Here is a 20,869-nt window from a genome sequence, read left to right on the forward strand (position 1 = left end):
CGCAACATCCGACTATTGGAGTGGGCGATCACAGGGCGCTGGCCCGCTCGATTGTTCGCTGTGCTTTGCGTCACACTCGGGGATCGCCATAATTGCCGCTTAATCCTCACTTGCTTCACTCACGTCTTTTGCTCAGGGAGCTGCCATGCACGTACTGGTTTGTGAAGACGATGAGTTGATCGCCAGCGGTATCGTCGCCGGTCTCACTGCCCAGGGCTTGACTGTGGAGCACGTCAACACCGCGTCCAAGGCGCGGGCGATACTCAAGGTCGCCGAGTTTGACGTGATGGTGCTTGATCTCGGCCTGCCCGACGAAGATGGGCTCAAACTGTTGCAGCAGCTACGCCAACAAGGCCTGGAGATTCCCGTGCTGATTCTGACTGCACGCGATTCGGTCACCGACCGCGTCAACGGCTTGCAGGCCGGCGCTGACGATTACTTGCTCAAACCGTTTGATCTGCGTGAGCTTTTTGCGCGTCTGCAAACCCTGCTGCGTCGAGTGGCCGGGCGCAGCGTCAACCTGATTGAACACGGGGCGCTGACCTACGACCCGAGCAGCCGTGAAACCACCCTGGCCGGGCAGCCGGTGGATTTGTCGCGACGCGAACAATCGCTGCTGCAAGCCCTCCTGCACAACCGGGGCCGAGTGCTTTCCACCGAACAATTGAAAGACAGCGTCTACGGTTTCAATGATGAGCTGGAAAGCAACGCGCTGAACGTGCATATCCATCACCTGCGCAGCAAACTGGGCAAAGGCATTGTCGAGACCGTGCGAGGGCTGGGCTATCGCCTCGGGCCGGCCGATGGTGGAGATCAGAACAAGTGATGAGTCTGCGATTGCGCCTGAGCCTGACCCTCGGCGCTGCGTTTGCGCTGATCTGGGCGTTGGCAGCGGCCTGGATGCTCAGCGATCTGCGCAATCAGATGATGTTTTCCCTCGATCAGCGTCTGGTGGCTTCAGCACGCATGGTTGCCGGGCTGCTGGAGCAACTGCCGGCCTTGCCGAGCAAAGGTGAGGGCACTCATTTCAGTGCCGAGCAACTGAACATTCCCGGCGGCATGGCCTGTCAGGTCAGTTCGCTGCGCGGGGAGATTCTCGCCCGCAGTCACAACCATCCTGAACAAGCGCTGGAGGCCGAGAAAATGGGCTTCCACGACCAGATGATCGACGGCGCGCCGTGGCGCAGTTTCACCCTCGCCCGGGGCGATGTGCGGATCACCACGGCGGACCGGCAGATTGAACGCGAAGCCCTGAACATGTCGATCCTGCTGGCGGCGTCGGTGCCGGTGGGGGTGGCGTTACTCGGATGTCTGTGCCTGCTGTGGCTGGGGATCGGCCAAGGGCTGGCGCCGCTCAACCGTCTGCGCGAAGCCTTGATGCGGCGTAATGCCGATTCGCTTGAGCCGTTGCAGTTGCAGTCGTTTCCCAGCGAACTGAAGCCTTTGCTCGACACCCAGAATCAGTTGTTCCAGCGCATCGGCAAGACCATCGAGCGTGAACGTCGCCTGACCGGTGACGCGGCCCACGAACTGCGCAGCCCGCTGACGGCGATCAAGACGCACCTGCAAGTGGCACGCATGACCGACGGCAGTGCCCGCGATCAGTCGCTGGCACGGGCCGAGGAGGGCGCCGACCGTCTGCATCGCACGCTTGAGCAGTTGCTGTTGCTGGCGCGGGTTGAGGGCAGTCTCTCGTTTGATGACGGTTCGCAATGCAGCGCCGAACAAGTGGCCAGACTCGCCATTCAGGACGCCACGGGTGGTGAACGTCAGCGGATCGAATTGCAGGTGCCGGCCAATCTCTCGGCAGCGCCATTGCAAATGCCAGCGGTGCTGTCGATTGCCGCGCTGCGCAATCTGCTCGACAACGCCCTGCGCCACACGCCCGAGGACTGTGCGGTCGAGGTGAGCCTGGAAACCATCGGCAACCGCGTACGCTTTGTCGTGCGTGACCACGGCCCCGGCATTGCGCAGGACGATCTGCAGCATCTGACCCAGCGCTTCTGGCGCAATGGCCAGAGCACGGGCTGCGGCCTGGGCCTGGCGATTGTTCAGGCAATCGTCCAGCGTTGCGACTGCGCGCTGCATTTCGACAGCCGCCCGGACGGGTTGCGGGTTGAACTGACCATGCCGTTGCAACCGGCCTGAATCCAGCATGAATCCCACAAAGGATCAGTGTTTTGGCTCATCAAATGTAACTTCTCGGCGTTCGCTATCCGGCTGGCTTGGGGTTAAGGTCACCCAAGCTTTGACTCAATGGATTGAGGGAACTGCGCCATGGAAGCACCCATCTGCATTCGTCCGGCCATTCTGGCCGACGTCGGAATCATCAGACGTATCATCGAACATTCGATCCGTTTCGGTTGTGCGCTCGATCATCGCAATGACCCGCTGCTCGTCAGTGGCTGGACCCGACAGCATAGCGCTGACGCCATCAGTGCCCGGCTCGCCGATCCGCACTTCTACTTGAGTATCGCTTTGCAGGCGGACAAACCGGTCGGTGTCGGCATGGCCCGGGTCAGCGGCGACATTGTGTTCTGCTATGTACAGCCGCAATCCTTTCGCCGTGGCGTGGGGCGGGCGCTGATGAATGATCTTGAAGGCTGGCTGCGGGTTCGGGGGGCGCTTCACGCCCACCTCAATAGCACTTGCACCGGTGAAGCCTTTTATCGTCATCTGGGGTATCACGAATCCGAACCATCCCTGGCACACCAAGGCTTGCAGGTCCTGCCCATGTACAAGCCGTTGCCGTTGCCCGGATGACGAGTCGATCAAGGGCCTAAATCCTCACCTCGCTTAAGCGTTTCCAGAACAGGAAAACCTGCAAGTGCGCGCCGTGACTGGAATGCGTAATTGTCGGGTGTGCTGTTTTGGTCGCTATCCATAGCCAATTGAGGGGTCGAGAGATGTCAGTCGCCACCAGCCTTATCGAAGCGTCGTCGGCCCGGGTCATCTCGGCGCCAGCGGAAACCCTGTATCAGTTCAATGAATCGCCATTGCTGGCCCGTCAGGCCCGGCAGGAATCCAATGCCCGCAGCTATCCACGCCGCATTCCGCTGGCACTCAAGCGCGCCAGGGGCTTGTATGTCGAAGACGTCGAGGGGCGTACTTTCATCGACTGCCTGGCCGGTGCCGGCACGTTGGCGCTGGGGCATAACCATCCGGTGGTGATCGAGGCGATCCAGCAGGTGCTGGCCGATGAATTGCCGCTGCATACGCTGGACCTGACCACCCCGGTCAAGGATCAGTTTGTCCAGGATCTGTTCGGCCTGCTGCCCCCGGCGCTGGCGGCGCAAGCGAAAATCCAGTTCTGCGGCCCGACCGGCACTGATGCAGTGGAAGCGGCGTTGAAACTGGTGCGCACTGCCACCGGGCGCAGTACGGTGCTGTCGTTCTCCGGCGGTTATCACGGCATGAGCCAGGGGGCATTGAGCCTGATGGGCAGCCTGGGGCCGAAAAAACCGCTGGGGGCTTTGCTCAGCAGCGGCGTGCAGTTCATGCCATTCCCGTATGACTACCGTTGCCCGTTTGGCCTCGGTGGCGCGGCGGGGGTGAAGGCAAACCTGAGCTATCTGGAAAACCTGCTGAACGATCCTGAAGCGGGCGTGCAATTGCCTGCGGCGGTGATCGTCGAGGCGGTGCAGGGCGAGGGCGGTGTGATCCCCGCCGATATCGAATGGCTGCGCGGTTTGCGCCGGATCACCGAGAAGGCTGGCGTGGCGCTGATTGTCGATGAGATCCAGAGCGGTTTCGCCCGTACAGGCAAGATGTTCGCCTTTGAACACGCCGGCATCACCCCGGACGTGGTGGTGCTGTCCAAAGCCATCGGCGGCAGTCTGCCGCTGGCGGTGGTGGTCTATCGCGACTGGCTCGACACCTGGCAGCCGGGCGCCCACGCCGGTACCTTCCGGGGCAATCAGATGGCGATGGCTGCAGGCTCTGCGGTCATGCGGTATCTGGTCGAACACAAGGTGTGCGAACACGCCGCCGCCATGGGCGCGCGCTTGAGTGAGCACCTGCGCATCCTGCAACGGGATTTCCCGCAACTGGGCGATGTTCGTGGTCGCGGTTTGATGCTTGGTGTCGAGTTGGTCGATCCGAATGGCGCCCCGGATGCGCTCGGCCATCCACCGTCGTTTGCGCGACTGGCGCCACTGGTGCAGCGCGAATGCCTCAAGCGTGGCTTGATTCTGGAACTGGGTGGCCGTCATGGCGCGGTGGTGCGTTTCCTGCCGCCGTTGGTGATCACCGCTGCCGAGATCGACCGTGTTGCCGAGATTTTCGGTCGCGCCCTGGGCGCGGCCATCGCGGCACTCTAAATTTCTCACCACGCCGAACGTTCTTTCTACATACCCGGCTGCACCCTTCGAGCAGCCCACCCTCACAACGATGGAGAATCAGCATGACGTCAGTATTCGACCGCGAGGACATCCTCTTTCAGGTCGTGGTCAACCACGAAGAGCAGTACTCGATCTGGCCGGATTACAAAGCCGTGCCAGAGGGTTGGCGCACCGTGGGCAAGAGCGGCTTGAAGAAGGAATGCCTGGCCTACATCGAGGAAGTCTGGACTGACATGCGTCCGCTGAGCCTGCGCCAGAAGATGGAAGGTCTGACAGCCGCTCAATAAGCGGCCAGGCAAAAAAAGAAACCCGCTGGACTGGATGCAGTCAGCGGGTTTTGTCATTTCCGGGATTTGATCATGTAGAGCGTTAATTCGCTGTAACTGCACTCAACCCCTTGAGCAACTCGTCGACATTGCCTTCCAGTTCAGCCACCGGGTCCGCCGCATCTGTACTCAACACCAACAGCCGACTACCCGATTCAGCAATCGCCGCTTTTACCGCCTCCGACGGCTGTCGATGGTGCAACACCAGCGCCACCTCGTTGTCTTTTAGCGTCGCCGTCAGTTGCTTCAGATCTTCCGGCGCCCAGTCAGCATCAGGGCGTGGGTCCTGACCGATCAGCTCCAGGTTCAGGCTGCCGATCAGATACCCGAAGTGATCGCTCAAGCTCATCACACTCAGATTATCGGTACTGGCCAGACGCGCTTCGCTGTCGGCGCTGAGCTTGAGCAAGCGCTGTTTCAACGCCGCCAGATTCGCCTCAATCCTCGTCTTGGCGGTCGGTGCCAAACGCACCAGATCGGCGGCCATCACGTCGGCCATGCGTCCCATGTTGTTACTCGCCAGCCATGGCTGACTGTTCAAACCATCGACCTTCAACCCCGGTTGCACAGCGATGCCGGGCAGGGCGCCGTCGACCGGACGGGCAGCATCGACTTCAACGATACGGATGTTGCTGCGGCGGGCGATCGGGTACAGCGGATCATCGGCCCACAGCGAGCGCACACCGATCACCGCATCGGCGCCGGTTGCCAGTTTGCTCAACGCCGGCGCGCCGCGCCCCGTGAAGTAGGCGGTCTGGCGACTGCCCGGCAGGTTGGCCGGTGCCGCACGTTCCAGGCTGACGTCGGTGCCTTTGAGCAGCACCTCGCCCAGGCCATAGGTGATTGGCAGCGAGGCGAGCACTCGCAGGGTTTTGGCGCTTTCGGCGGCCATCAAAGGCGTTGCGACCACGCCGCACAGGGCCATGGCCAACGTCAGGTTGCGCAATGAAAAAGCCATTTATCCAAGGTTCCCTTTCAGACTGGGGATGACACCGCGCGCGATGGCGGCGAGGGCGAAGGCGATGCCGGCGACCAGAATGATCGCGGCGCCGGACGGAATCGGCAGATCAAACACGATCGGCGCGAGAATTCCGCACAGGGTGCTGACGGTGGCAATCAATACCGAACACCCGAAAAAGCCCTTGAGCGACTGGCTGAGCAAACGCGCCGCCGCCGCCGGAATCACCAGCAGGGCGCCCACCAGAATCGCGCCGATGACTTTCACGGCCGCGACGGTGATCAGTGTCACCAGAATCACGAACAGGTAATCCAGAGTCTTTACGGCCACGCCGCGCACGGCGGCCAGTTGCGGGTTGAAACTGGCGAGCATGATGCGGTTGTACAGCGGCAGGGCCAGCGCCATGACCAGCGAACCGACGATGGCCAGCACTGCAAGATCGTTGCCGTTGACGGTCAGCACCGAACCGAACAGCACGTTCTCCAGAATGTGCACGTTGATCTTGCCCGCCAGAATCAGCAGCAGACTCGCGCCCAATGCCAGCGATACTGACAGGAACACGCCGATCAGGGTGTCGGGTGCCAGGCCGGTGCGGTTGCGCAGGTAATTGAGCAGGATGCCGAACAGCAGGCAGTAACCGAACAGGCTGCCGTAAGGTCCGGTGTAGGGTTCGCCGAGCAGGATGCCGATGGCCACGCCGGTCAGCGCCGCATGGCCCACCGCCTCCGAGAAAAACGCGAAGCGCTTGACCACCACCAGCGTGCCGAGGCCACCGAGTACCGGGCCGATCAACAGACCGGCAAGCAATGCATTGACCACAAAACCATAGGCCAGCGCTTCGGGCAGGTAACCGGAGGAGGCCCAGCCCTGGACCATCAGACGAAAGGCTTCATAACTCATCAGGCAACGCTCCGTGGATGGGTCGAAAACAAACTCAGCAGGCGTTCCGGAGTCAATGCCTGTTGCGGTGTGGCGTCGAACAGCACGCGACGGTTGAGACCGGTGACGCGATCGGCCAGACGCCCGACCGCGTCCAGATCATGTTCGATCCACAGCACGGTGATGCCCGCTGCGCGCCAGTCGCTGAGCAGGCGTTCGAACACCTGGATCCCGGCTTCGTCCAGAGCTGACATGGGCTCGTCGAGCACCAGCAGTTGCGGCGCCGGGATCAGCCCTTGCGCGAGGAGCACTCGCTGACGTTCACCGCCGGACAGCGCGCCCATGCGGCGTTTGCGTTTGTCCTGCATGCCGACGCGCTCCAGTGCCGCACCGATGGCGCCGGCGTAGCGCTTGCTCAATCCGAGAAACGCCGGCCGGCGCTGGCACATGGCGGCCATGAAATCGTCGACTGTCATCGGCAAACCGCGATCGAATTCCAGCACCTGCGGGACGTAGCCGATGGTGCCGGGCGTACCGGGCCATTGCAGGCTCAACTGCCCCTGATGCGGCATTTGCCCCAGCAACGTCTTGATCAGCGAGCTCTTGCCACCCCCGTTGGGGCCGACCAGTGCATGCACGCTGCCGGGCTGTACCTCAAAGGTTACATTGTCGAGAATCGTGGTGCGCCCCAGCGTCAGACTGACTTCGGCAAAATCCAGCGTCGGCCCCGAAACCTGCGCGAGCAAGCTCGCTCTCACAGCGGATCTGGATGCGTCAGAAAGGGTTTGTTTTACCGTCATGCGCCGGACTCCTGAATCGCCCGAACCACGGTGTTGAGGTTGCCGGTCATTTCCTTTTCGTACTTGTCTGCCGCGTATTCACCGTAAGAAATGTGCGACAGCGGGTACAGCTTCACGCCTGACTCACGCTCAATGGTGTCGACATACGTGGATGGGAAGTCCATTTCCGAAAAAATCACTTTTACGTCCAGTTCGCGCAACTGGTCGATGGTCTTTTTCAACTGGCTCGGGCTCGGTTCAATACCGTGGGCCGGTTCAACCACCGCGGTCACTTCCAGGCCGAATTCGCGCAGCAGGTAGTCATAAGAGGCGTGAACCGTGGCGACGCGCAATTGGGCGTTGGGTGCCTGGGTCAGTTTGGCGAGCGCATCGGCACGCATCTGCCGCAGGCGTTTGCCGTAGGCGCGGGCATTTTGGGTGTAGGTCTTGGCGTTGTCCGGATCGAGTTTGCCCAGCTCGCGAGCGATGTTGTTGACCTGCGCGATAGAGGCGCTGATCGACAGGAACGTATGCGGATTCACGACTTTGCCGGCACCGCGTGCGGCGACCCCGGTGGCGGCCAGCAGCGGCACGTTTTCGTTGGCTTCGATGGTGTTGACGTTTGGCGTTTCGCTGGCCGCGATCATGCGGTCGGCGAAATCATCATGGCCGACACCGTTGAGCACGATCACATCCAGACCGCTGATGCGTTTGATGTCCTCGGCCCGTGGTTCGTAGGCGTGCGGATTGAAACCCGCAGGAATCAGCGGCACGACCTCAGCCTTGTCGCCGACGATGTTCGCCACGTAGCTGTAATAAGGATGCAAGGTGATGCCGATACGCAGGCGTTTGGCCGGATCGGCGCTCGCCAGCGGGCTCAGCAGGCAGGCGCAAAGGCCCGCTAGAAACAAACGTAACAACGGACGGCGAGGCGATGAAATAGACATGGGCAAGCGGTCTTCTCTCGAATAAGGGCGAGGAATCAATGACGATGTTCGCGGGTAACCCCGGCATCGTATTGCGCGACGATCTGTTTCCACCCGGCGGCGGACAGGGCGGTGTCGGTCAGTTTCGGTGGGGCTTGCAGACCCGCATCACGATTGAGCCAGATATCCGGTGCAGCCTTGTCATCGGCGGTTACGCGCATCAGAAACGAACCGGCGACGGCGGGTGTCTGGCTATGGCCAAAGTAGGCGCTGTCCGCGAGTATTTGCCAGGCATGGCCGCCACGGCTGATCGCGCTGACGTCCTGAGCAAACGGGGCGAAACCTTCATCGGCCAGGCCTTGTGGGGACGGCAGGGTTTTCTGTTCTTCGCGCAGCAACTGGATTTCGTCCAGCGTCACGCGCAGATCGGCATAAATGCCCTGCTCGGCGGCGCTGAGGTCGCGCCGGGCATCGAATTGATGGCTGGCAACAGGCTCCGGTTCGTGGGAAACCCTGCGCCATGCCACCACGGAACCTGCTATCGCGAGGATCAGCAGGCACAGCAGCAAGACGTTGAGGGTTTCATGGCCGGCTCCAGCCGGGCGCACAACTTGGGTGGTTGGCGTACTCATGGTGCCTCGATGTCCGCTTGGTCGATTTCCACGACGTGCCCGGGACCGGCATCGAACAGTACGTAGAACTCGGTGCCGGGTTTCTTGAAGGTCAGGGTCGAGTCGCTACCGAGTTTGCCCGGCACCAGAATCGTCTCGTCGTAGCCGATCACGTCGAGGGTTACCCCCGGCGCGCCGCTGCCGTCGGAGAAACCGCCGGTGCATTTGATCTGCTCGGCATCAATGGCTTTGCACTCGCACATCGGGTTGTGCGCCAGGGCGCCGGCGCTGAAACCGGCGCACAGTACCAGCAGCGCGGCCCTCAGTCGCAGACGGGAAGGGCGTTGAGCGGGGCTCATGGGTTGGCTCCTTGTTTGTTCAGCCAGGCAATGGTGGCGGGGGAGGCCTGGCTCAGGGGAATCGAGGCCTGATGCATGCTGCCGTCCCAGCCCTCCAGGGTGATCCACAGTTCGGCGTCAGCTTTGGTTTTTTCCGGGATCGGCAGTTGTGTGCCCATTCGGTAAGGCGTACCGAAGAAGATCACGCCGGCTGCACGCAGGCTGCGCGGCTTGCCGATGCGCAGATAGGTGGCCTTGACCTGTTCGATACAGGTCTCGCAGAGGGCCGCGCTAAAACTCTTCATATAGCCGGCCGGCCCCGTGAGGATGGGGGCTTCATTGCGAAGTTCGGCCAATCGCAGGCTCCAGGGCCCGACCTGGATATCGCCGATCTCGTGCTGACCCAGGCCACTGTCGCCGCGAAACAATGAGGCATCGGCGAAGTATTTGGGCATGAAGCCCAGGGGGATCAACAACAGCAGAACATTGATGTGAAACCGCCACTTGTGCCAGAAGCGAGACAGTCGGGATGGCCGCTTGATCAAGGTTGACTTGCTCACAGGCTGGCCTGCGAAGGTTCACGGCTCATGGCCGCTTGCGCCTTGATGCGGGTTTTCTTGTCCTCGCGCTTCAGCGCGTTGGCGGTCGCCAGCGCGGTACGCTTGGTCCAGATCAGCAGGCCACTGAGCACCATCATGCTCAGCAGCAGGCCGAAGAAAAACCAGATCAGCTTGATCCAGATTCCGCCGAAGTCACCGGTGTGCAGCGGGCGCATGGATTCGGTTACGAACTCCAGCGAGGAGCGATCGGACAGTAACCGTAAAGCGGCCAGGTCACCGTTGTACGGGTTGAGCGTCGCGGTCTGGAACATCAATGGATACCAGCCGCGACCGCCGACGCTCATGTGGCTGTAGGCGTTACCCGGCAGGCTGACGAAACTGGCTTGCAGCCCCGGAATCTTCTGTTGAGCGATCTCGATGGCGTGATCCAGGCTGATATGTGGCGGCGGCGTGCCTGTTGCTGAAACGGGTACGCTTTCTCGGGACATGGTCGGGATGATCGGTTCGCTGGAGATGGAAATCTGGTTATCAAACAGAATCGCCCGGATCAGGAACCAGATGCCGGTAATGGAAATGACCGCAATGAACCAGATCGACCAGATGCCGCACAGTCGATGGAAGTCGCCCCAGAAGATGCGTGCTCCGTGGCGTACACGCAGGGTCGGACGCAGAAAACCTTTCCAGAAGCGCTTGTAGACCACCAGTCCGGTCATCAACGAGACCAGCATGGGCACGCCCAGAAACGACACCAGATACCACCCCCAACTGAAACCGTTGGTGAATGGCACCAGCCACCAGCCATGCAGGGCGCGGGTGAAAGCCTTGAAGTCGAAGGCGGGCGCAGTGCCCTGAATGACGCCGGTGTACGGGTTGACGTAGACCGTCAGTGAGCGCCCGTCGGGGTAGCTGACTTCGACATCAAGGGCAAAGTGTGATTCGTCCGGACGGCTGATGCTTTGCACCAGTGTCTGGGGCTCGGCCTTTTTGATCGCAGCCAGAATCTGGTCGTAGCTGAGCAGCGGGGCATCGTCTGAGGGCTGGCTGGCGCGCATTTGCGGGTTGGCCAGCCAGACAATCTCCTGGCTGACGACCGCCAGCGTGCCGGTGACACAGACGATCAGGACAAAAAACCAGATGGGCAATGCAAGCCAGCTATGTGCCAGGAACCACAGTTTGGAGCGGGATTTCTTCGACATGATTACGCGTCTTGATTCGGTGAAAGGTCGCGTGACTACGGGCTTTGTAGTTGGCGTCCCTGAAAGGCGCAGTCGTGGCTTTTGCCTACGCGAAAGGCCTGTATCCCTATAAGACGGATGAGCGAAGCAAATCCCGATAAACGATATGAAAGTAAATGTTTCGCAATTCTCCGGATGATCCAGAACTGCTCTTGGGGATCTCGGTAAGTAGCGCTGGCAGGTGAAGCAACCGCGCCAAACAACCCTGTGAGAGCGGGCTTACTCGTGAGGAGGCCAGACCTGCCACGCAAAAATCTAACCCTGACTGAACATCTCCATTGCCCGCTGCCTGATTTGCTCCTCTGTCAGATCCTCCTTGCGTGTGGCCAGAAACCACAAATGCCCATAGGGATCCTTCAACGTGCCGCTGCGATCACCGTAAAACTGGTCCTTGACCTCGGACACCGTCGTCGCCCCGGCGTCCAGCGCCCGTTGAAATGATTTGTCGACATCAGTCACATACAGATGCAAACCGACCGATACCGCTTTGTCGGGGCTGCTCAGTGGCCCTTGATCACACGGCGAGCCGAGCATGATTGCGCTGTCGCCGATACGCAGTTCCGCGTGGCCGATGCCGCCATCGGGCATGGCCAGGCGCATGACTTCGGTGGCACCGAAGGCTTTCTTATAGAAATCGATGGCCTCGGCGGCCTTTTGTATGCCCAGGTACGGGGTAATGCTGTGATACCCCTCCGGGATGGGGTTGACGCTCATGACGTTCTCCCTGATTTTTATTCGAAGAGATGTGGCTCCACCCCACAGGTGGAAAATTCACTATAGAACTGTCCTTGCGGCGAGGATTTTTGCCCGACGAGCAGCACCCCTTATCCGTATTAGAGAAAGTGCGGCCCGGGTCCTTGTTCTCCCAGCACATCGCCCTGATTGCGCAGCGGACAAGCCTCCATCGACAGGCAGCCACAACCAATGCAGCCATTGAGTCGGTCGCGCAGCAGCGTCAGTTGGTTGATCCGCTCATCCAGTTCGCGCTGCCACTGCTGCGACAGGATCTTCCAGTCCGCCGCGGTCGGGGCACGATCATCCGGCAGGATTTTCAATGCCTCGCCAATCTCCGCCAGCGTAATGCCCAGGCGCTGTGCAACTTTAATCAGCGCTACCCGCCGTAGCACTGCGCGTGGATAACGCCGCTGATTTCCGCCATTGCGCTGGCTTTTGATCAACCCCTTGGCTTCATAAAAGTGCAGGGCGGTGACTGCAACGCCGCTGCGGGCCGCGACTTCACCCACGCTTAACGGCTTGTGTAGGTTTTCTTTGGTGATCATCTGAAACAGCTCTTGACCTTGACTTAACTAGAGGTTTTACCCTGCGATCCTTCGAGTCGCAAGATTCGTCATACAGATACGAGGGGGCTTTTCATGCAAGCATCAGCGAAAAATCGTAGCTTCACCCAGTTGATCGAATTCGAGATCGAACCTCGGCAGCAAACGGCACTGGTCTTGGCGTTGTCGGTGCAAACCGAGCGTCTGGCCCTGCGCTACGAGGGGTTTGTCAGCGCCAGCGTGCAGGCCAGCGACGATGGCCGGCGGGTGTTGAGTTTTCTGCAATGGCAGAGCCGCGAGGCCGGGGAGGCGGCATTCAGCAGTTTCGAGAATGGTGAGCAGGATTTTTGGCAGTTGATCCGCGCCCATCAAGCGAAAACCGTCACGTTCAATTCGTTCCAGGTGCTGAGCAGCATCGCCCGCAGTCATGACGATGCACTGCACTGCCATCTGGTCGGGTAGATCGAAAACCGGATCAGCCATTTGCGGGGAAATGGTCAAATTCTGATAGCCACTATCGAGAGCGTTGATTTTTGCACGAGCGCGGCCGGGCGTAGCCTTTGTCCATCGACTCCACACTGCTTGCCAGGACGCTCCCCATGAATCGTTTACTGACCCTTTCGCTGTTGCTCGTGGTTTCCGTGCTTGCCGGATGTGCCACCCATGTCTCCCCGGAACAACGTCCCTACACCCCCGAAGAAACCCGTGAGTTGGCGATGGAGGCCCTCAATCGCAGTGGTTTGTCCTTTGACGAATATCACGCGAAAAAAGCCTTGTTGCTTGGCCAGTCACCCAAAGCATTTGGTTTCGATAAACAAGGCGAAATGAGCGCCGAGCGTGCCGTACAGCTGCATGGCCGCTCAAGCTGAAAGGCAACTGTACTGCTTGAAGTTTTACCTAACTGTCCGTGGGTTTACTGGGCTGCGTGGGATAGGGTCAACATCTGAATGACCTTGATGGATTACCCACCATGACCCTCTCGCTTGATCTTCTGCTGGGCTTTGCCCTGTTTGCCCTTGTCACCTCGATTACGCCGGGGCCGAACAACACCATGTTGCTGGCATCGGGGGTAAATTTCGGTTTCAACCGTACTATCCCGCACATGCTCGGCATCACCTGCGGCTTCTTTGTTCTGGTGGTGGCGGTGGGTTTTGGTTTGGGCGCGGTATTTCAGAACTATCCGATTCTTTATACGGTGCTGCGCTACGTCGGCGCCGTATATCTGCTGTATCTGGCGTGGAAAATCGCGCGCTCCGGGCCTGTCGGTGACAGCGCGCAAGGCGAAGGCAAGCCGATCAGCTATCTGGGCGCTGCAGCGTTCCAGTGGGTCAATCCCAAGGCGTGGATCATGGCCATCGGTGCCATCAGTACCTACACGCCGATGCAGGGTTATTTCACCAATGTGCTGGTGATCGCCGCCGTGTTCGCCATCATCAATCTACCGAGCGTCGGCGTCTGGGCCGCGTGCGGTACGCTATTGCGCAATGTGCTGAAGGATCCGCGCTGGTTGCGTGTTTTCAACTGGGGAATGGCCACGTTGCTGTTGATTTCGCTGTACCCGTTACTTCTCGAAAGCTTTAGCTGACGCATTGCTTCAATCGCCGGCCCGATGCCTGTTAAGCTCGGCTTCAGGAGCGTTCCTACGCACTTTTAAATGAAGTTGTTCTTCTTTAACGGCATCCGATCAGGTATTGATGACGCTCTCCAACCGACGCGCAGCTCACGAGGCTGCGCTGTGCCGTTTGCAGACACGAGCCTCCTGATCCCGGAACACGCTCTGCGAGTCTTTTATGAACACACGTCCGTTGTATTTCGATTACGCCGCCACCACACCGGTGGACGAGCGTGTCATCCAGGTGATGATCGAATGTCTGGGGTTTCACGGTAACTTCGGCAACCCGGCTTCCAGCTCCCACGCGTTCGGCCAGCAGGCCCGGAAAACGGTCGAGCAGGCTCGCCGGCAAGTCGCCGAACTGGTGGGTGCGCAAGCCGGACAGATCGTCTGGACCTCCGGTGCCACCGAGTCCAATAACCTCGCCCTCAAAGGCGTGGCCCAAGCGCGCGGTGTGCCGGGCGGCCACATCATTACCAGCCAGATCGAACACAAGGCCGTCCTCGATACCGCCCGCCAATTGCAGGACGCCGGCATCGCCGTGACCTATCTTGTGCCGGACACCGACGGCCTGATCACGCCGCAGGCTGTCAGCGAAGCGATGCGCGATGACACCTTTCTGGTGTCACTGATGCTGGTCAACAACGAACTCGGCACGGTCAACGACATCCCCGCCATCGGCGAGGTCGTGCGTGGCCGCCAAGCACTGTTCCATGTCGATGCGGCTCAAGGTGCCGGAAAAGTGGCAATCGATCTGGCGCAGTGGCCGGTCGATCTGATGTCGTTTTCGGCGCACAAGCTATACGGTCCCAAAGGCATCGGCGCCCTGTATGTCGGCCCGCGGGCGCAGCAACGTTTGCAGGCGCAGATCCATGGCGGCGGCCACGAGGGAGGGCTTCGTTCCGGGACTCTGGCGACCCACCAGATTGCCGGTATGGGCGCGGCGTTTGCCTTGGCTGCAGCCTCCTTTGATGAAGAGAAGACGTCCATCGTCGCGCTGCGCGAGCGTCTGCTCGAACCACTGCTGAGCTTGCCGGGCGTCAATCTCAACGGCAGCGCGAGCCACCGTATCCCGCACACCTTGAGCCTGACCTTCGGCGAAGGCGAGTTCAACAGCGCGGCGCTGAGCCATTCGATGGCGTTTTCCGCAACCTCGGCCTGCAACTCGGCAAGCAACGCGCCGTCCCATGTGCTGTTGGCGTTGGGGCATGACGCACGTCTAGCCGAACGCACCATTCGCTTGAGCCTTGGCCGTTTTACAACGGCCGAGGATATCGACAAGGCCGTAGAATTGATCAAAACCGCCTGCGCCAGTGCTCCGGCATTCTGGGCGACAGGTCTTTAACCAGCCGACCTAACGGCTACGAATAATAACGATGAAGTGATTGGCAGGAGACATGATGAGTAACCAGACCTCGACCGAAGGATCGGTGCCCCAGCGCCTTGCGCAGACCCGCGAACTGATGCGCCGCGAAGGCATTCATGCGTTGTTGGTGCCGTCGGCCGACCCGCATTTGTCGGAATATCTGCCGGGTTACTGGCAAGGCCGGCAATGGCTTTCGGGCTTCCACGGCTCGGTCGGGACTTTGATTGTCACCGCAGATTTCGCCGGCGTCTGGGCTGACAGTCGTTACTGGGAGCAGGCGACCAAGGAACTCAAGGGTAGCGGTATCGAACTGGTCAAGTTGCAACCGGGTCAGCCGAGTCCGTTGGACTGGCTGTGCGAGCAGACGCCGCAAGGTAGTGTGGTTGCCGTCGATGGTGCAGTAATGGCTGTGGCTTCGGCGCGCACCTTGAGCTGTAAACTTGAAGCACGCGGCGCTCGACTGCGTACCGATATCGATTTGCTGAAGGAAGTCTGGAGCGATCGGCCGAGTCTGCCGAATGCCCCGATCTATCAGCATCTGCCGCCACAGGCGACTGTCAGCCGTGTCGACAAGCTGGGCAAACTTCGCGAAACCATGCAGGAGCGCGGAGCAGACTGGCATTTCATCGCCACCCTCGACGACATTGCATGGTTGTTTAATCTGCGTGGCGGCGATGTTTCGTTCAACCCGGTGTTTGTTTCCTTCGCGTTGATCAATCAACAGCAAGCCACGCTGTTCGTGGCCTTGAGCAAGGTTGATGCAGGTTTGCGCGCAGTGCTCGAAAAAGATGGCGTGACGCTGCGCGATTACAGCGAAGTGGCTGACGCCTTGCGCGCTGTGCCGAATGGCGCCAGCCTGCTGGTGGATCCGGCGCGAGTCACCAGCGGTCTGCTGGATAACCTCGACAGCGGCGTGAAACTGGTCGAAGGCTTGAACCCGACCACGCTGGCCAAATCGCAAAAAAGCGAAGCCGATGCTCAGCACATTCGCAAAGCAATGGAGCAGGATGGCGCAGCGTTGTGCGAATTTTTCGCCTGGCTGGAGTCGGCTTGGGGCCGAGAACGCATCACCGAATTGACCATCGACGAGAAACTCACCGCTGCCCGTGAACGTCGTCCTGATTATGTTTCGCTGAGTTTCAACACCATTGCTGCGTTCAATGCCAATGGCGCGATGCCGCATTATCACGCCACCGAAGAAGAACACGCGGTGATCGAGGGCGATGGTCTGCTGCTGATCGACTCCGGTGGTCAGTACCTGGGCGGCACGACCGATATCACAAGGATGGTGCCGGTCGGTACGCCGACTGAAGAACAGAAACGCGATTGCACGCGCGTTTTGAAAGGCGTGATTGCACTGTCGCGAGCGCAGTTTCCGAAAGGCATTCTGTCGCCGCTGCTTGATGCCATCGCTCGTGCGCCAATCTGGGCTGAGAGCGTGGATTACGGTCATGGTACCGGTCACGGCGTAGGCTATTTCCTAAACGTTCACGAGGGCCCGCAAGTCATTGCCTATCAAGCGGCGCCGGCACCGCAGACGGCGATGCAGCCAGGGATGATCACGTCCATCGAGCCTGGCACTTATCGTCCGGGTCGTTGGGGCGTGCGTATCGAGAACCTGGCGATGAACCGTGAGGCGGGCAGCAGTGAATTCGGCGAATTCCTCAAGTTTGAAACCTTGACGCTGTGCCCGATCGACACTCGGTGCCTGGAGCCTGCGTTGCTGACGCAGGAAGAGAAACAGTGGTTCAACACCTATCATGCCCAAGTGCGCGAGCGTCTGAGCCCGTTGCTCGATGGTGCGGCGCTGGAATGGCTGAACACTCGCACTATCGCTATCTGATCGACCGCAACTCAGGCGCTGATACCAGCGCCTGAGTCACAGCTTCCTCTAGGGTTGGCGCAGCACTTCTTCGACAAAGTCGAGGCGATCCTGGCCAAAGAACATCTGATTGCCAATAAACATGCTCGGCGCGCCGAAAACTCCGCGCTTAACCGCTGTTTCCGTATTTTCCTTAAGAACGGCTTTGACGGTTTCGTCGTTGGTCAGCGCCAGTACTTCTTGTGGATCGAAACCGTGTTCGCTCAACACCGCTGCGACAGTTGCTGGTTCATCCAGGCTGCGGCCTTCTACCCAAAGTGCGCAAAACAGGCAATCAATTAAGGCCTGGAAACGATTTGGCTGACGCAGTTGAACACCTGTCACGGCGCGCATCAGTGTCAGCGTATTGATGGGGAAGTGTGGGTTGAACCTCAGGGCGACACCATAGCGTTTGGCATAGCGATCCAGATCCTGAAACATATAGCGACCTTTTGCCGGAATCATTGCCGGGGAGGCGTTACTGGTGGCTTTGAATACGCCGCCCAGCAGCATAGGGATGTAGATCAGCTCACTGTTGGTCGCGGCGCATATCTTCGGCAACTGGGTATAGGCGAGGTAAGTGGCAGGGCTGCCGAGGTCAAAATAGAACTCCACGGTTTTGCTCATCATCGCTGAACGCTCTTTATTGTTATGGAGGGGGATTACCAGCGCTCGTTCCAAGGGCGCAGGTCCAGCTCAAACGTCCACGCATCCCGTGGCTGACTGTGCAGATACCAATAGTTTTCGGCAATGTGTTCGGGGTTGAGAATACCGTCCTGATCCTTGGAGGCGTACTTCTCGGGAAAGCTGTTGCGGATGAAATCGGTATCGATGGCGCCATCGACCACTACATGCGCGACGTGAATGTTCATCGGCCCCAATTCACGCGCCATGCTCTGTGCCAGAGCGCGGATACCGTGTTTGGCACCCGCGAACGCGGCGAAACCCGACGCCCCGCGAAGTCCGGCGGTCGCGCCCGTGAAGAGAATGCTGCCACGTTGACGGGTAACCATGCGTTTGGCCACTTCGCGAGCATTGAGGAAACCTGAAAAACAGGCCATTTCCCAGATCTTGAAGTACTTGCGAGCGGTTTCCTCGAGGATGCTGCACGGCACGTTCGCGCCGATGTTGAATACGAAGGCTTCAATCGGACCGACGCGAGTTTCGATGTCTTCGATCAGTGCAATGACGTCTTCCTCCTTGCGCGCGTCGCAGGCGAAGCCGTGGGCTTCGCCACCCTCGGCCCGAATGGCCTCCACCAACGGCTGCAATTTATCGGCGTTGCGCCGCGTGACGCAGGCGATGAGTCCTTCCCTGGCAAAGCGCTTTGCAATCGCGCCGCCCGTCGCATCGCCAGCGCCGACAACCAATACGACCTTCTTGTTATTCATGGGTAGCCCCTTTATTAAACGATCGTTAAGTGAACGAACGTTATGCTAGGATCCAGGCAACGTCAAGGCAGCCAGTTCGAGAGCAAACATATGCGTTACTCCGCCAGTCACAAACTGCAAACCCGGGAAAAACTATTGCAGAGCAGTGCGCTGTCAGCCAAGCGATCCGGGTTTTCCACGGTTGGCGTCGATGGCTTGATGAAAGCCATTGGCTTGAGTGGTGCGGCGTTTTACAGCCACTTCTCGTCCAAGGATGCGTTGTTCTCTGCCATCGTCGAGCGAGAGTTGGGTCAAAGCCTTGAGCGACTGGGCGGGCAGGGCACGCAGGATCGTGAGCGACTGGAACGCTGTCTCAAGCACTATTTGAGTATGGCCCACGTTGAACAGCCAGAATCCGGCTGTGCCTTGCCTGCGTTAGGGGCGGAAATCGCACGTTCGGATATTCAGGTGCGTGAACAGGCAGAGTTGTGGATATGTCAGCTTCAAGAGCGTTGGGCGCAGATACTTGAGAGCGACAGTCTGGCATGGTCGGTCCTGTCGCAGTGTGTGGGGGCGCTGGTGGTGGCGCGTATGCTGGCCACGCCGGACATTCAGCGAGCGGTGCTCAAGTCCAGTCACAACGAGATTGGACGCCAGATCGCTACACGGCCGTGATCTATTTACAGATGACGATCATGCTGCGACTTGTGTAGCCAGCGGGGTTGAGGCCAAACGGATAGTCGCCTGGCTCTTCCACGGCATCCCCCGATTTGGCGATAACCCTGTAGCCTTTCGGAGCGCAGGAAGTAGCTGCGCTGGTATAGCAACGATCCCAAGAGGACGAGAGTCCCGAACAGTTGATGTGCAGTCCTTTCTTGCCGTGCTTTACCGAAGTTTTCGACGTTGCCGCGCAGCCAGTGACTGCGAGTACGGCTACCAGTATCAAAATTCGCTTCATTACTGTCCTTATAGCTAGCAGCCACGAGTCTCTCGCTCGGGTCTGCCTGTATTCGCTCGCACTCTAAGCGTTTCGATATCCCTATCCGAAAAAATCCATATCTGGCACTGAGTTAAGGGGTTAAACATGGCCTAAATGAACGCCAATTGCCAGACCTTCGTCAAATCCTGTTTCAATCTGCCGCAATGACAGGCTTGGCCGCGCTACCCATAGTCATGGTTGCGCCGACGGAAGCCAGGATAATGCACAGGATCGCCAGCCATTGTGACAGTGTGAGGTATTCCTGCAGGAACAGCAGTCCCGACAACGCTCCGAACGCGGGTTCGATGCTCATTAATGTACCGAAGGTGCGTGCAGGCATACGCGTGAGTGCGACCATTTCCAGCGTGTAGGGAAGGGCGGTGGACAGGATGGCAACGCCAATGGCAATCGGGATCAGCGATGGCGTCAGTAGAGCTGCTCCGGCATGCACGATACCGATGGGGGCCACAAACAGGGCTGCGATCATCACGCCTAACGCAGCGGTTGTAACACCGTTGTCGGCACCGGCCTTCTGACCGAACAGGATGTAAAGCGCCCAGCAGACGCCGGCACCTAAAGCATACCCGGCGCCGACCCCATCGATGCCTGCGGTTGTTGCCCCTGTAGGTATCAACAGCAGCAGTCCGGTTGCTGCCAGGCCGATCCATAGAAAATCGATGGCGCGACGGGATGCATATATGGCTACAGCCAGCGGACCGGTGAATTCGAGAGCAACGGCGATTCCCAGCGGAACTGTGCGCAAAGACATATAGAAGAGGAAGTTCATGCCGCCCAATGCCATGCCGTAGACGATCACTGTGCGCAACGACTTGGTGGTTAGCTTCGCTCGCCATGGGCGTAGCAATAACAACATGATCACGCTCGCGAAGAGCAAGCGCAGGGTGGTTGTTCCTTGGGCGCCAACCACCGGAAACATGCTTTTGGCCAGAGAGGCCCCGGACTGGATCGATGCCATGGCTATCAAAAGCAGGCCAACCGGGAACAGCATGGAGGCAAGAGAGCGGGGTTGGTCGTTCATCGTGCGGCATCGTCCAAAGTGAGAGCGGGGGTATTGTTTTAGGTGTTGGGCAATATACTGCGCATTCACTGTCGCTTCGTCTATATATAAGCGGCTCTTTCCGTCAATCTATAGAAAAGCGAAATTAATGGTTGACGGCGAATTCCAGACGTCTATAATTCGCCCCACTTCCGGCGCAGTCGAAACGGAAAACTCATTGAAATTCAAGGAGTTATGAAGTTTTCGGCAGCAAGTTGCTTCAGTTCATCGAAGCCAGAAAGAAGTTGAAAAAGAGGTGTTGACAGCAGTGTGTAACGCTGTAGAATTCGCCTCCCGCTGACGAGAGATCGAAGGCGCAAGTGGTTGAAGTTGTTGAAGAATTCTTCGAAAGCTTCTGAAAATAATCACTTGACAGCAAATGAGGCTGCTGTAGA

General features: G+C 59.2%; 25 protein-coding genes. 11 read left to right on the forward strand and 14 right to left on the reverse strand.

The features are described 5' to 3' along the window. Positions 1–145: 145 nt before the first annotated feature. From ACIOWA_RS02210 to ACIOWA_RS02230, 5 genes are all read left to right on the forward strand, one after another. On the forward strand, positions 146–826 hold the full coding sequence (locus ACIOWA_RS02210; RefSeq protein ID WP_221729146.1) for a response regulator: 681 nt from the start codon (positions 146–148) through the stop codon (positions 824–826). Further along, complete coding sequence (locus tag ACIOWA_RS02215) at positions 826–2,148, forward strand: ATP-binding protein (RefSeq protein ID WP_339431244.1); 1,323 nt, start codon at positions 826–828, stop codon at positions 2,146–2,148. Before ACIOWA_RS02210 ends, ACIOWA_RS02215 begins: the two co-directional genes overlap by 1 nt. A 129-nt stretch (positions 2,149–2,277) precedes the next feature. Next, the gene (locus ACIOWA_RS02220) at positions 2,278–2,763 is read left to right on the forward strand and encodes a GNAT family N-acetyltransferase (protein WP_401157940.1); all 486 of its coding nucleotides are present in this window, start codon (positions 2,278–2,280) and stop codon (positions 2,761–2,763) included. Between the two features lie 143 nt (positions 2,764–2,906). After that, a complete protein-coding gene (locus ACIOWA_RS02225) occupies positions 2,907–4,319 on the forward strand; it encodes an aspartate aminotransferase family protein (protein WP_339431246.1) in 1,413 nt (470 codons plus the stop codon). 83 nt (positions 4,320–4,402) lie between these two features. Continuing rightward, on the forward strand, positions 4,403–4,627 hold the full coding sequence (locus ACIOWA_RS02230) for an MbtH family protein (protein WP_221729142.1): 225 nt from the start codon (positions 4,403–4,405) through the stop codon (positions 4,625–4,627). Positions 4,628–4,709: 82 nt separating this feature from the next. Here ACIOWA_RS02230 and ACIOWA_RS02235 read toward each other — a convergent pair whose 3' ends face one another. The 10 genes from ACIOWA_RS02235 to soxR form a co-directional block, all read right to left on the reverse strand. Continuing rightward, a complete protein-coding gene (locus ACIOWA_RS02235) occupies positions 4,710–5,624 on the reverse strand; it encodes a metal ABC transporter substrate-binding protein (protein ID WP_401157942.1) in 915 nt (304 codons plus the stop codon). Next, the gene (locus tag ACIOWA_RS02240) at positions 5,625–6,524 is read right to left on the reverse strand and encodes a metal ABC transporter permease (RefSeq protein ID WP_339431248.1); all 900 of its coding nucleotides are present in this window, start codon (positions 6,522–6,524) and stop codon (positions 5,625–5,627) included. After that, positions 6,524–7,303 (reverse strand): metal ABC transporter ATP-binding protein, encoded by a 780-nt coding sequence (locus ACIOWA_RS02245; RefSeq protein ID WP_401157944.1) that lies wholly within the window; start codon positions 7,301–7,303, stop codon positions 6,524–6,526. The genes ACIOWA_RS02240 and ACIOWA_RS02245 overlap by 1 nt, the downstream gene beginning before the upstream one ends. Further along, a complete protein-coding gene (locus ACIOWA_RS02250) occupies positions 7,300–8,229 on the reverse strand; it encodes a metal ABC transporter substrate-binding protein (protein ID WP_401157946.1) in 930 nt (309 codons plus the stop codon). The genes ACIOWA_RS02245 and ACIOWA_RS02250 overlap by 4 nt, the downstream gene beginning before the upstream one ends. A gap of 35 nt (positions 8,230–8,264) precedes the next feature. Then, positions 8,265–8,840, reverse strand: a complete 576-nt coding sequence (locus ACIOWA_RS02255) for a DUF6162 family protein (protein WP_339464773.1) — start codon at positions 8,838–8,840, stop codon at positions 8,265–8,267. Beyond that, positions 8,837–9,178: a hypothetical protein gene (locus ACIOWA_RS02260; protein WP_339431252.1), complete on the reverse strand. Its 342-nt coding sequence runs from the start codon at positions 9,176–9,178 to the stop codon at positions 8,837–8,839. Before ACIOWA_RS02260 ends, ACIOWA_RS02255 begins: the two co-directional genes overlap by 4 nt. Beyond that, a complete protein-coding gene (locus tag ACIOWA_RS02265) occupies positions 9,175–9,717 on the reverse strand; it encodes a thiamine pyrophosphate-binding protein (protein WP_339431253.1) in 543 nt (180 codons plus the stop codon). Before ACIOWA_RS02265 ends, ACIOWA_RS02260 begins: the two co-directional genes overlap by 4 nt. Next, positions 9,714–10,913, reverse strand: coding sequence for a PepSY-associated TM helix domain-containing protein (locus tag ACIOWA_RS02270; protein WP_401157949.1), 1,200 nt, complete (start codon positions 10,911–10,913; stop codon positions 9,714–9,716). The genes ACIOWA_RS02265 and ACIOWA_RS02270 overlap by 4 nt, the downstream gene beginning before the upstream one ends. A 294-nt stretch (positions 10,914–11,207) precedes the next feature. Next, entirely contained in the window at positions 11,208–11,666 is a 459-nt protein-coding gene (locus ACIOWA_RS02275; RefSeq protein ID WP_401157951.1) for a VOC family protein, read from the reverse strand. A 119-nt stretch (positions 11,667–11,785) separates the two neighbouring features. Then, a complete protein-coding gene (gene soxR, locus ACIOWA_RS02280; RefSeq protein WP_339431256.1) occupies positions 11,786–12,232 on the reverse strand; it encodes a redox-sensitive transcriptional activator SoxR in 447 nt (148 codons plus the stop codon). A 93-nt stretch (positions 12,233–12,325) separates the two neighbouring features. On the opposite strand from soxR, the gene ACIOWA_RS02285 reads away from it, so the two are divergent. The 5 genes from ACIOWA_RS02285 to ACIOWA_RS02305 all read left to right on the forward strand — a co-directional run bounded on the left by ACIOWA_RS02285 (position 12,326) and on the right by ACIOWA_RS02305 (position 17,050). After that, positions 12,326–12,691 (forward strand): antibiotic biosynthesis monooxygenase, encoded by a 366-nt coding sequence (locus ACIOWA_RS02285; RefSeq protein WP_339431257.1) that lies wholly within the window; start codon positions 12,326–12,328, stop codon positions 12,689–12,691. 137 nt (positions 12,692–12,828) lie between these two features. After that, positions 12,829–13,098, forward strand: a complete 270-nt coding sequence (locus tag ACIOWA_RS02290) for a hypothetical protein (protein WP_339431258.1) — start codon at positions 12,829–12,831, stop codon at positions 13,096–13,098. A gap of 101 nt (positions 13,099–13,199) precedes the next feature. Further along, complete coding sequence (locus ACIOWA_RS02295; RefSeq protein WP_339431259.1) at positions 13,200–13,814, forward strand: LysE family translocator; 615 nt, start codon at positions 13,200–13,202, stop codon at positions 13,812–13,814. Between the two features lie 205 nt (positions 13,815–14,019). Further along, entirely contained in the window at positions 14,020–15,186 is a 1,167-nt protein-coding gene (locus tag ACIOWA_RS02300) for an aminotransferase class V-fold PLP-dependent enzyme (protein ID WP_339431260.1), read from the forward strand. Positions 15,187–15,241: 55 nt separating this feature from the next. After that, entirely contained in the window at positions 15,242–17,050 is a 1,809-nt protein-coding gene (locus ACIOWA_RS02305; protein WP_339431261.1) for an aminopeptidase P family protein, read from the forward strand. Positions 17,051–17,098: 48 nt separating this feature from the next. Here the strand turns inward: ACIOWA_RS02305 and ACIOWA_RS02310 are convergent, their stop codons facing one another. Then, the gene (locus tag ACIOWA_RS02310) at positions 17,099–17,695 is read right to left on the reverse strand and encodes a 2-hydroxychromene-2-carboxylate isomerase (protein WP_401157958.1); all 597 of its coding nucleotides are present in this window, start codon (positions 17,693–17,695) and stop codon (positions 17,099–17,101) included. Between the two features lie 35 nt (positions 17,696–17,730). Beyond that, entirely contained in the window at positions 17,731–18,459 is a 729-nt protein-coding gene (locus ACIOWA_RS02315; protein WP_339464770.1) for an SDR family oxidoreductase, read from the reverse strand. Positions 18,460–18,549: 90 nt separating this feature from the next. On the opposite strand from ACIOWA_RS02315, the gene ACIOWA_RS02320 reads away from it, so the two are divergent. Then, complete coding sequence (locus ACIOWA_RS02320; protein WP_339431263.1) at positions 18,550–19,113, forward strand: TetR/AcrR family transcriptional regulator; 564 nt, start codon at positions 18,550–18,552, stop codon at positions 19,111–19,113. A gap of 1 nt (position 19,114) precedes the next feature. Here ACIOWA_RS02320 and ACIOWA_RS02325 read toward each other — a convergent pair whose 3' ends face one another. Further along, positions 19,115–19,396: a hypothetical protein gene (locus ACIOWA_RS02325; RefSeq protein WP_339431264.1), complete on the reverse strand. Its 282-nt coding sequence runs from the start codon at positions 19,394–19,396 to the stop codon at positions 19,115–19,117. Positions 19,397–19,568: 172 nt separating this feature from the next. After that, on the reverse strand, positions 19,569–20,456 hold the full coding sequence (gene rhtA, locus ACIOWA_RS02330) for a threonine/homoserine exporter RhtA (RefSeq protein WP_339431265.1): 888 nt from the start codon (positions 20,454–20,456) through the stop codon (positions 19,569–19,571). Between the last annotated feature and the right edge of the window lie 413 nt (positions 20,457–20,869).

Source organism: Pseudomonas sp. NPDC087614 (genome assembly GCF_044743485.1).
In the GTDB taxonomy this organism is placed as follows: Bacteria; Pseudomonadota; Gammaproteobacteria; order Pseudomonadales; family Pseudomonadaceae; genus Aquipseudomonas; species Aquipseudomonas baetica_A.

Coding starts and splice junctions, on each gene's coding strand:
- ACIOWA_RS02210 (WP_221729146.1), top strand. CDS start 146: ATGCACGTACTGGTTTGTGAAGACGATGAGTTGATCGCCAGCGGTATC.
- ACIOWA_RS02215 (WP_339431244.1), top strand. CDS start 826: ATGAGTCTGCGATTGCGCCTGAGCCTGACCCTCGGCGCTGCGTTTGCG.
- ACIOWA_RS02220 (WP_401157940.1), top strand. CDS start 2,278: ATGGAAGCACCCATCTGCATTCGTCCGGCCATTCTGGCCGACGTCGGA.
- ACIOWA_RS02225 (WP_339431246.1), top strand. CDS start 2,907: ATGTCAGTCGCCACCAGCCTTATCGAAGCGTCGTCGGCCCGGGTCATC.
- ACIOWA_RS02230 (WP_221729142.1), top strand. CDS start 4,403: ATGACGTCAGTATTCGACCGCGAGGACATCCTCTTTCAGGTCGTGGTC.
- ACIOWA_RS02235 (WP_401157942.1), bottom strand. CDS start 5,624: ATGGCTTTTTCATTGCGCAACCTGACGTTGGCCATGGCCCTGTGCGGC.
- ACIOWA_RS02240 (WP_339431248.1), bottom strand. CDS start 6,524: ATGAGTTATGAAGCCTTTCGTCTGATGGTCCAGGGCTGGGCCTCCTCC.
- ACIOWA_RS02245 (WP_401157944.1), bottom strand. CDS start 7,303: ATGACGGTAAAACAAACCCTTTCTGACGCATCCAGATCCGCTGTGAGA.
- ACIOWA_RS02250 (WP_401157946.1), bottom strand. CDS start 8,229: ATGTCTATTTCATCGCCTCGCCGTCCGTTGTTACGTTTGTTTCTAGCG.
- ACIOWA_RS02255 (WP_339464773.1), bottom strand. CDS start 8,840: ATGAGTACGCCAACCACCCAAGTTGTGCGCCCGGCTGGAGCCGGCCAT.
- ACIOWA_RS02260 (WP_339431252.1), bottom strand. CDS start 9,178: ATGAGCCCCGCTCAACGCCCTTCCCGTCTGCGACTGAGGGCCGCGCTG.
- ACIOWA_RS02270 (WP_401157949.1), bottom strand. CDS start 10,913: ATGTCGAAGAAATCCCGCTCCAAACTGTGGTTCCTGGCACATAGCTGG.
- ACIOWA_RS02275 (WP_401157951.1), bottom strand. CDS start 11,666: ATGAGCGTCAACCCCATCCCGGAGGGGTATCACAGCATTACCCCGTAC.
- soxR (WP_339431256.1), bottom strand. CDS start 12,232: ATGATCACCAAAGAAAACCTACACAAGCCGTTAAGCGTGGGTGAAGTC.
- ACIOWA_RS02285 (WP_339431257.1), top strand. CDS start 12,326: ATGCAAGCATCAGCGAAAAATCGTAGCTTCACCCAGTTGATCGAATTC.
- ACIOWA_RS02290 (WP_339431258.1), top strand. CDS start 12,829: ATGAATCGTTTACTGACCCTTTCGCTGTTGCTCGTGGTTTCCGTGCTT.
- ACIOWA_RS02295 (WP_339431259.1), top strand. CDS start 13,200: ATGACCCTCTCGCTTGATCTTCTGCTGGGCTTTGCCCTGTTTGCCCTT.
- ACIOWA_RS02300 (WP_339431260.1), top strand. CDS start 14,020: ATGAACACACGTCCGTTGTATTTCGATTACGCCGCCACCACACCGGTG.
- ACIOWA_RS02305 (WP_339431261.1), top strand. CDS start 15,242: ATGAGTAACCAGACCTCGACCGAAGGATCGGTGCCCCAGCGCCTTGCG.
- ACIOWA_RS02310 (WP_401157958.1), bottom strand. CDS start 17,695: ATGAGCAAAACCGTGGAGTTCTATTTTGACCTCGGCAGCCCTGCCACT.
- ACIOWA_RS02315 (WP_339464770.1), bottom strand. CDS start 18,459: ATGAATAACAAGAAGGTCGTATTGGTTGTCGGCGCTGGCGATGCGACG.
- ACIOWA_RS02320 (WP_339431263.1), top strand. CDS start 18,550: ATGCGTTACTCCGCCAGTCACAAACTGCAAACCCGGGAAAAACTATTG.
- ACIOWA_RS02325 (WP_339431264.1), bottom strand. CDS start 19,396: ATGAAGCGAATTTTGATACTGGTAGCCGTACTCGCAGTCACTGGCTGC.
- rhtA (WP_339431265.1), bottom strand. CDS start 20,456: ATGAACGACCAACCCCGCTCTCTTGCCTCCATGCTGTTCCCGGTTGGC.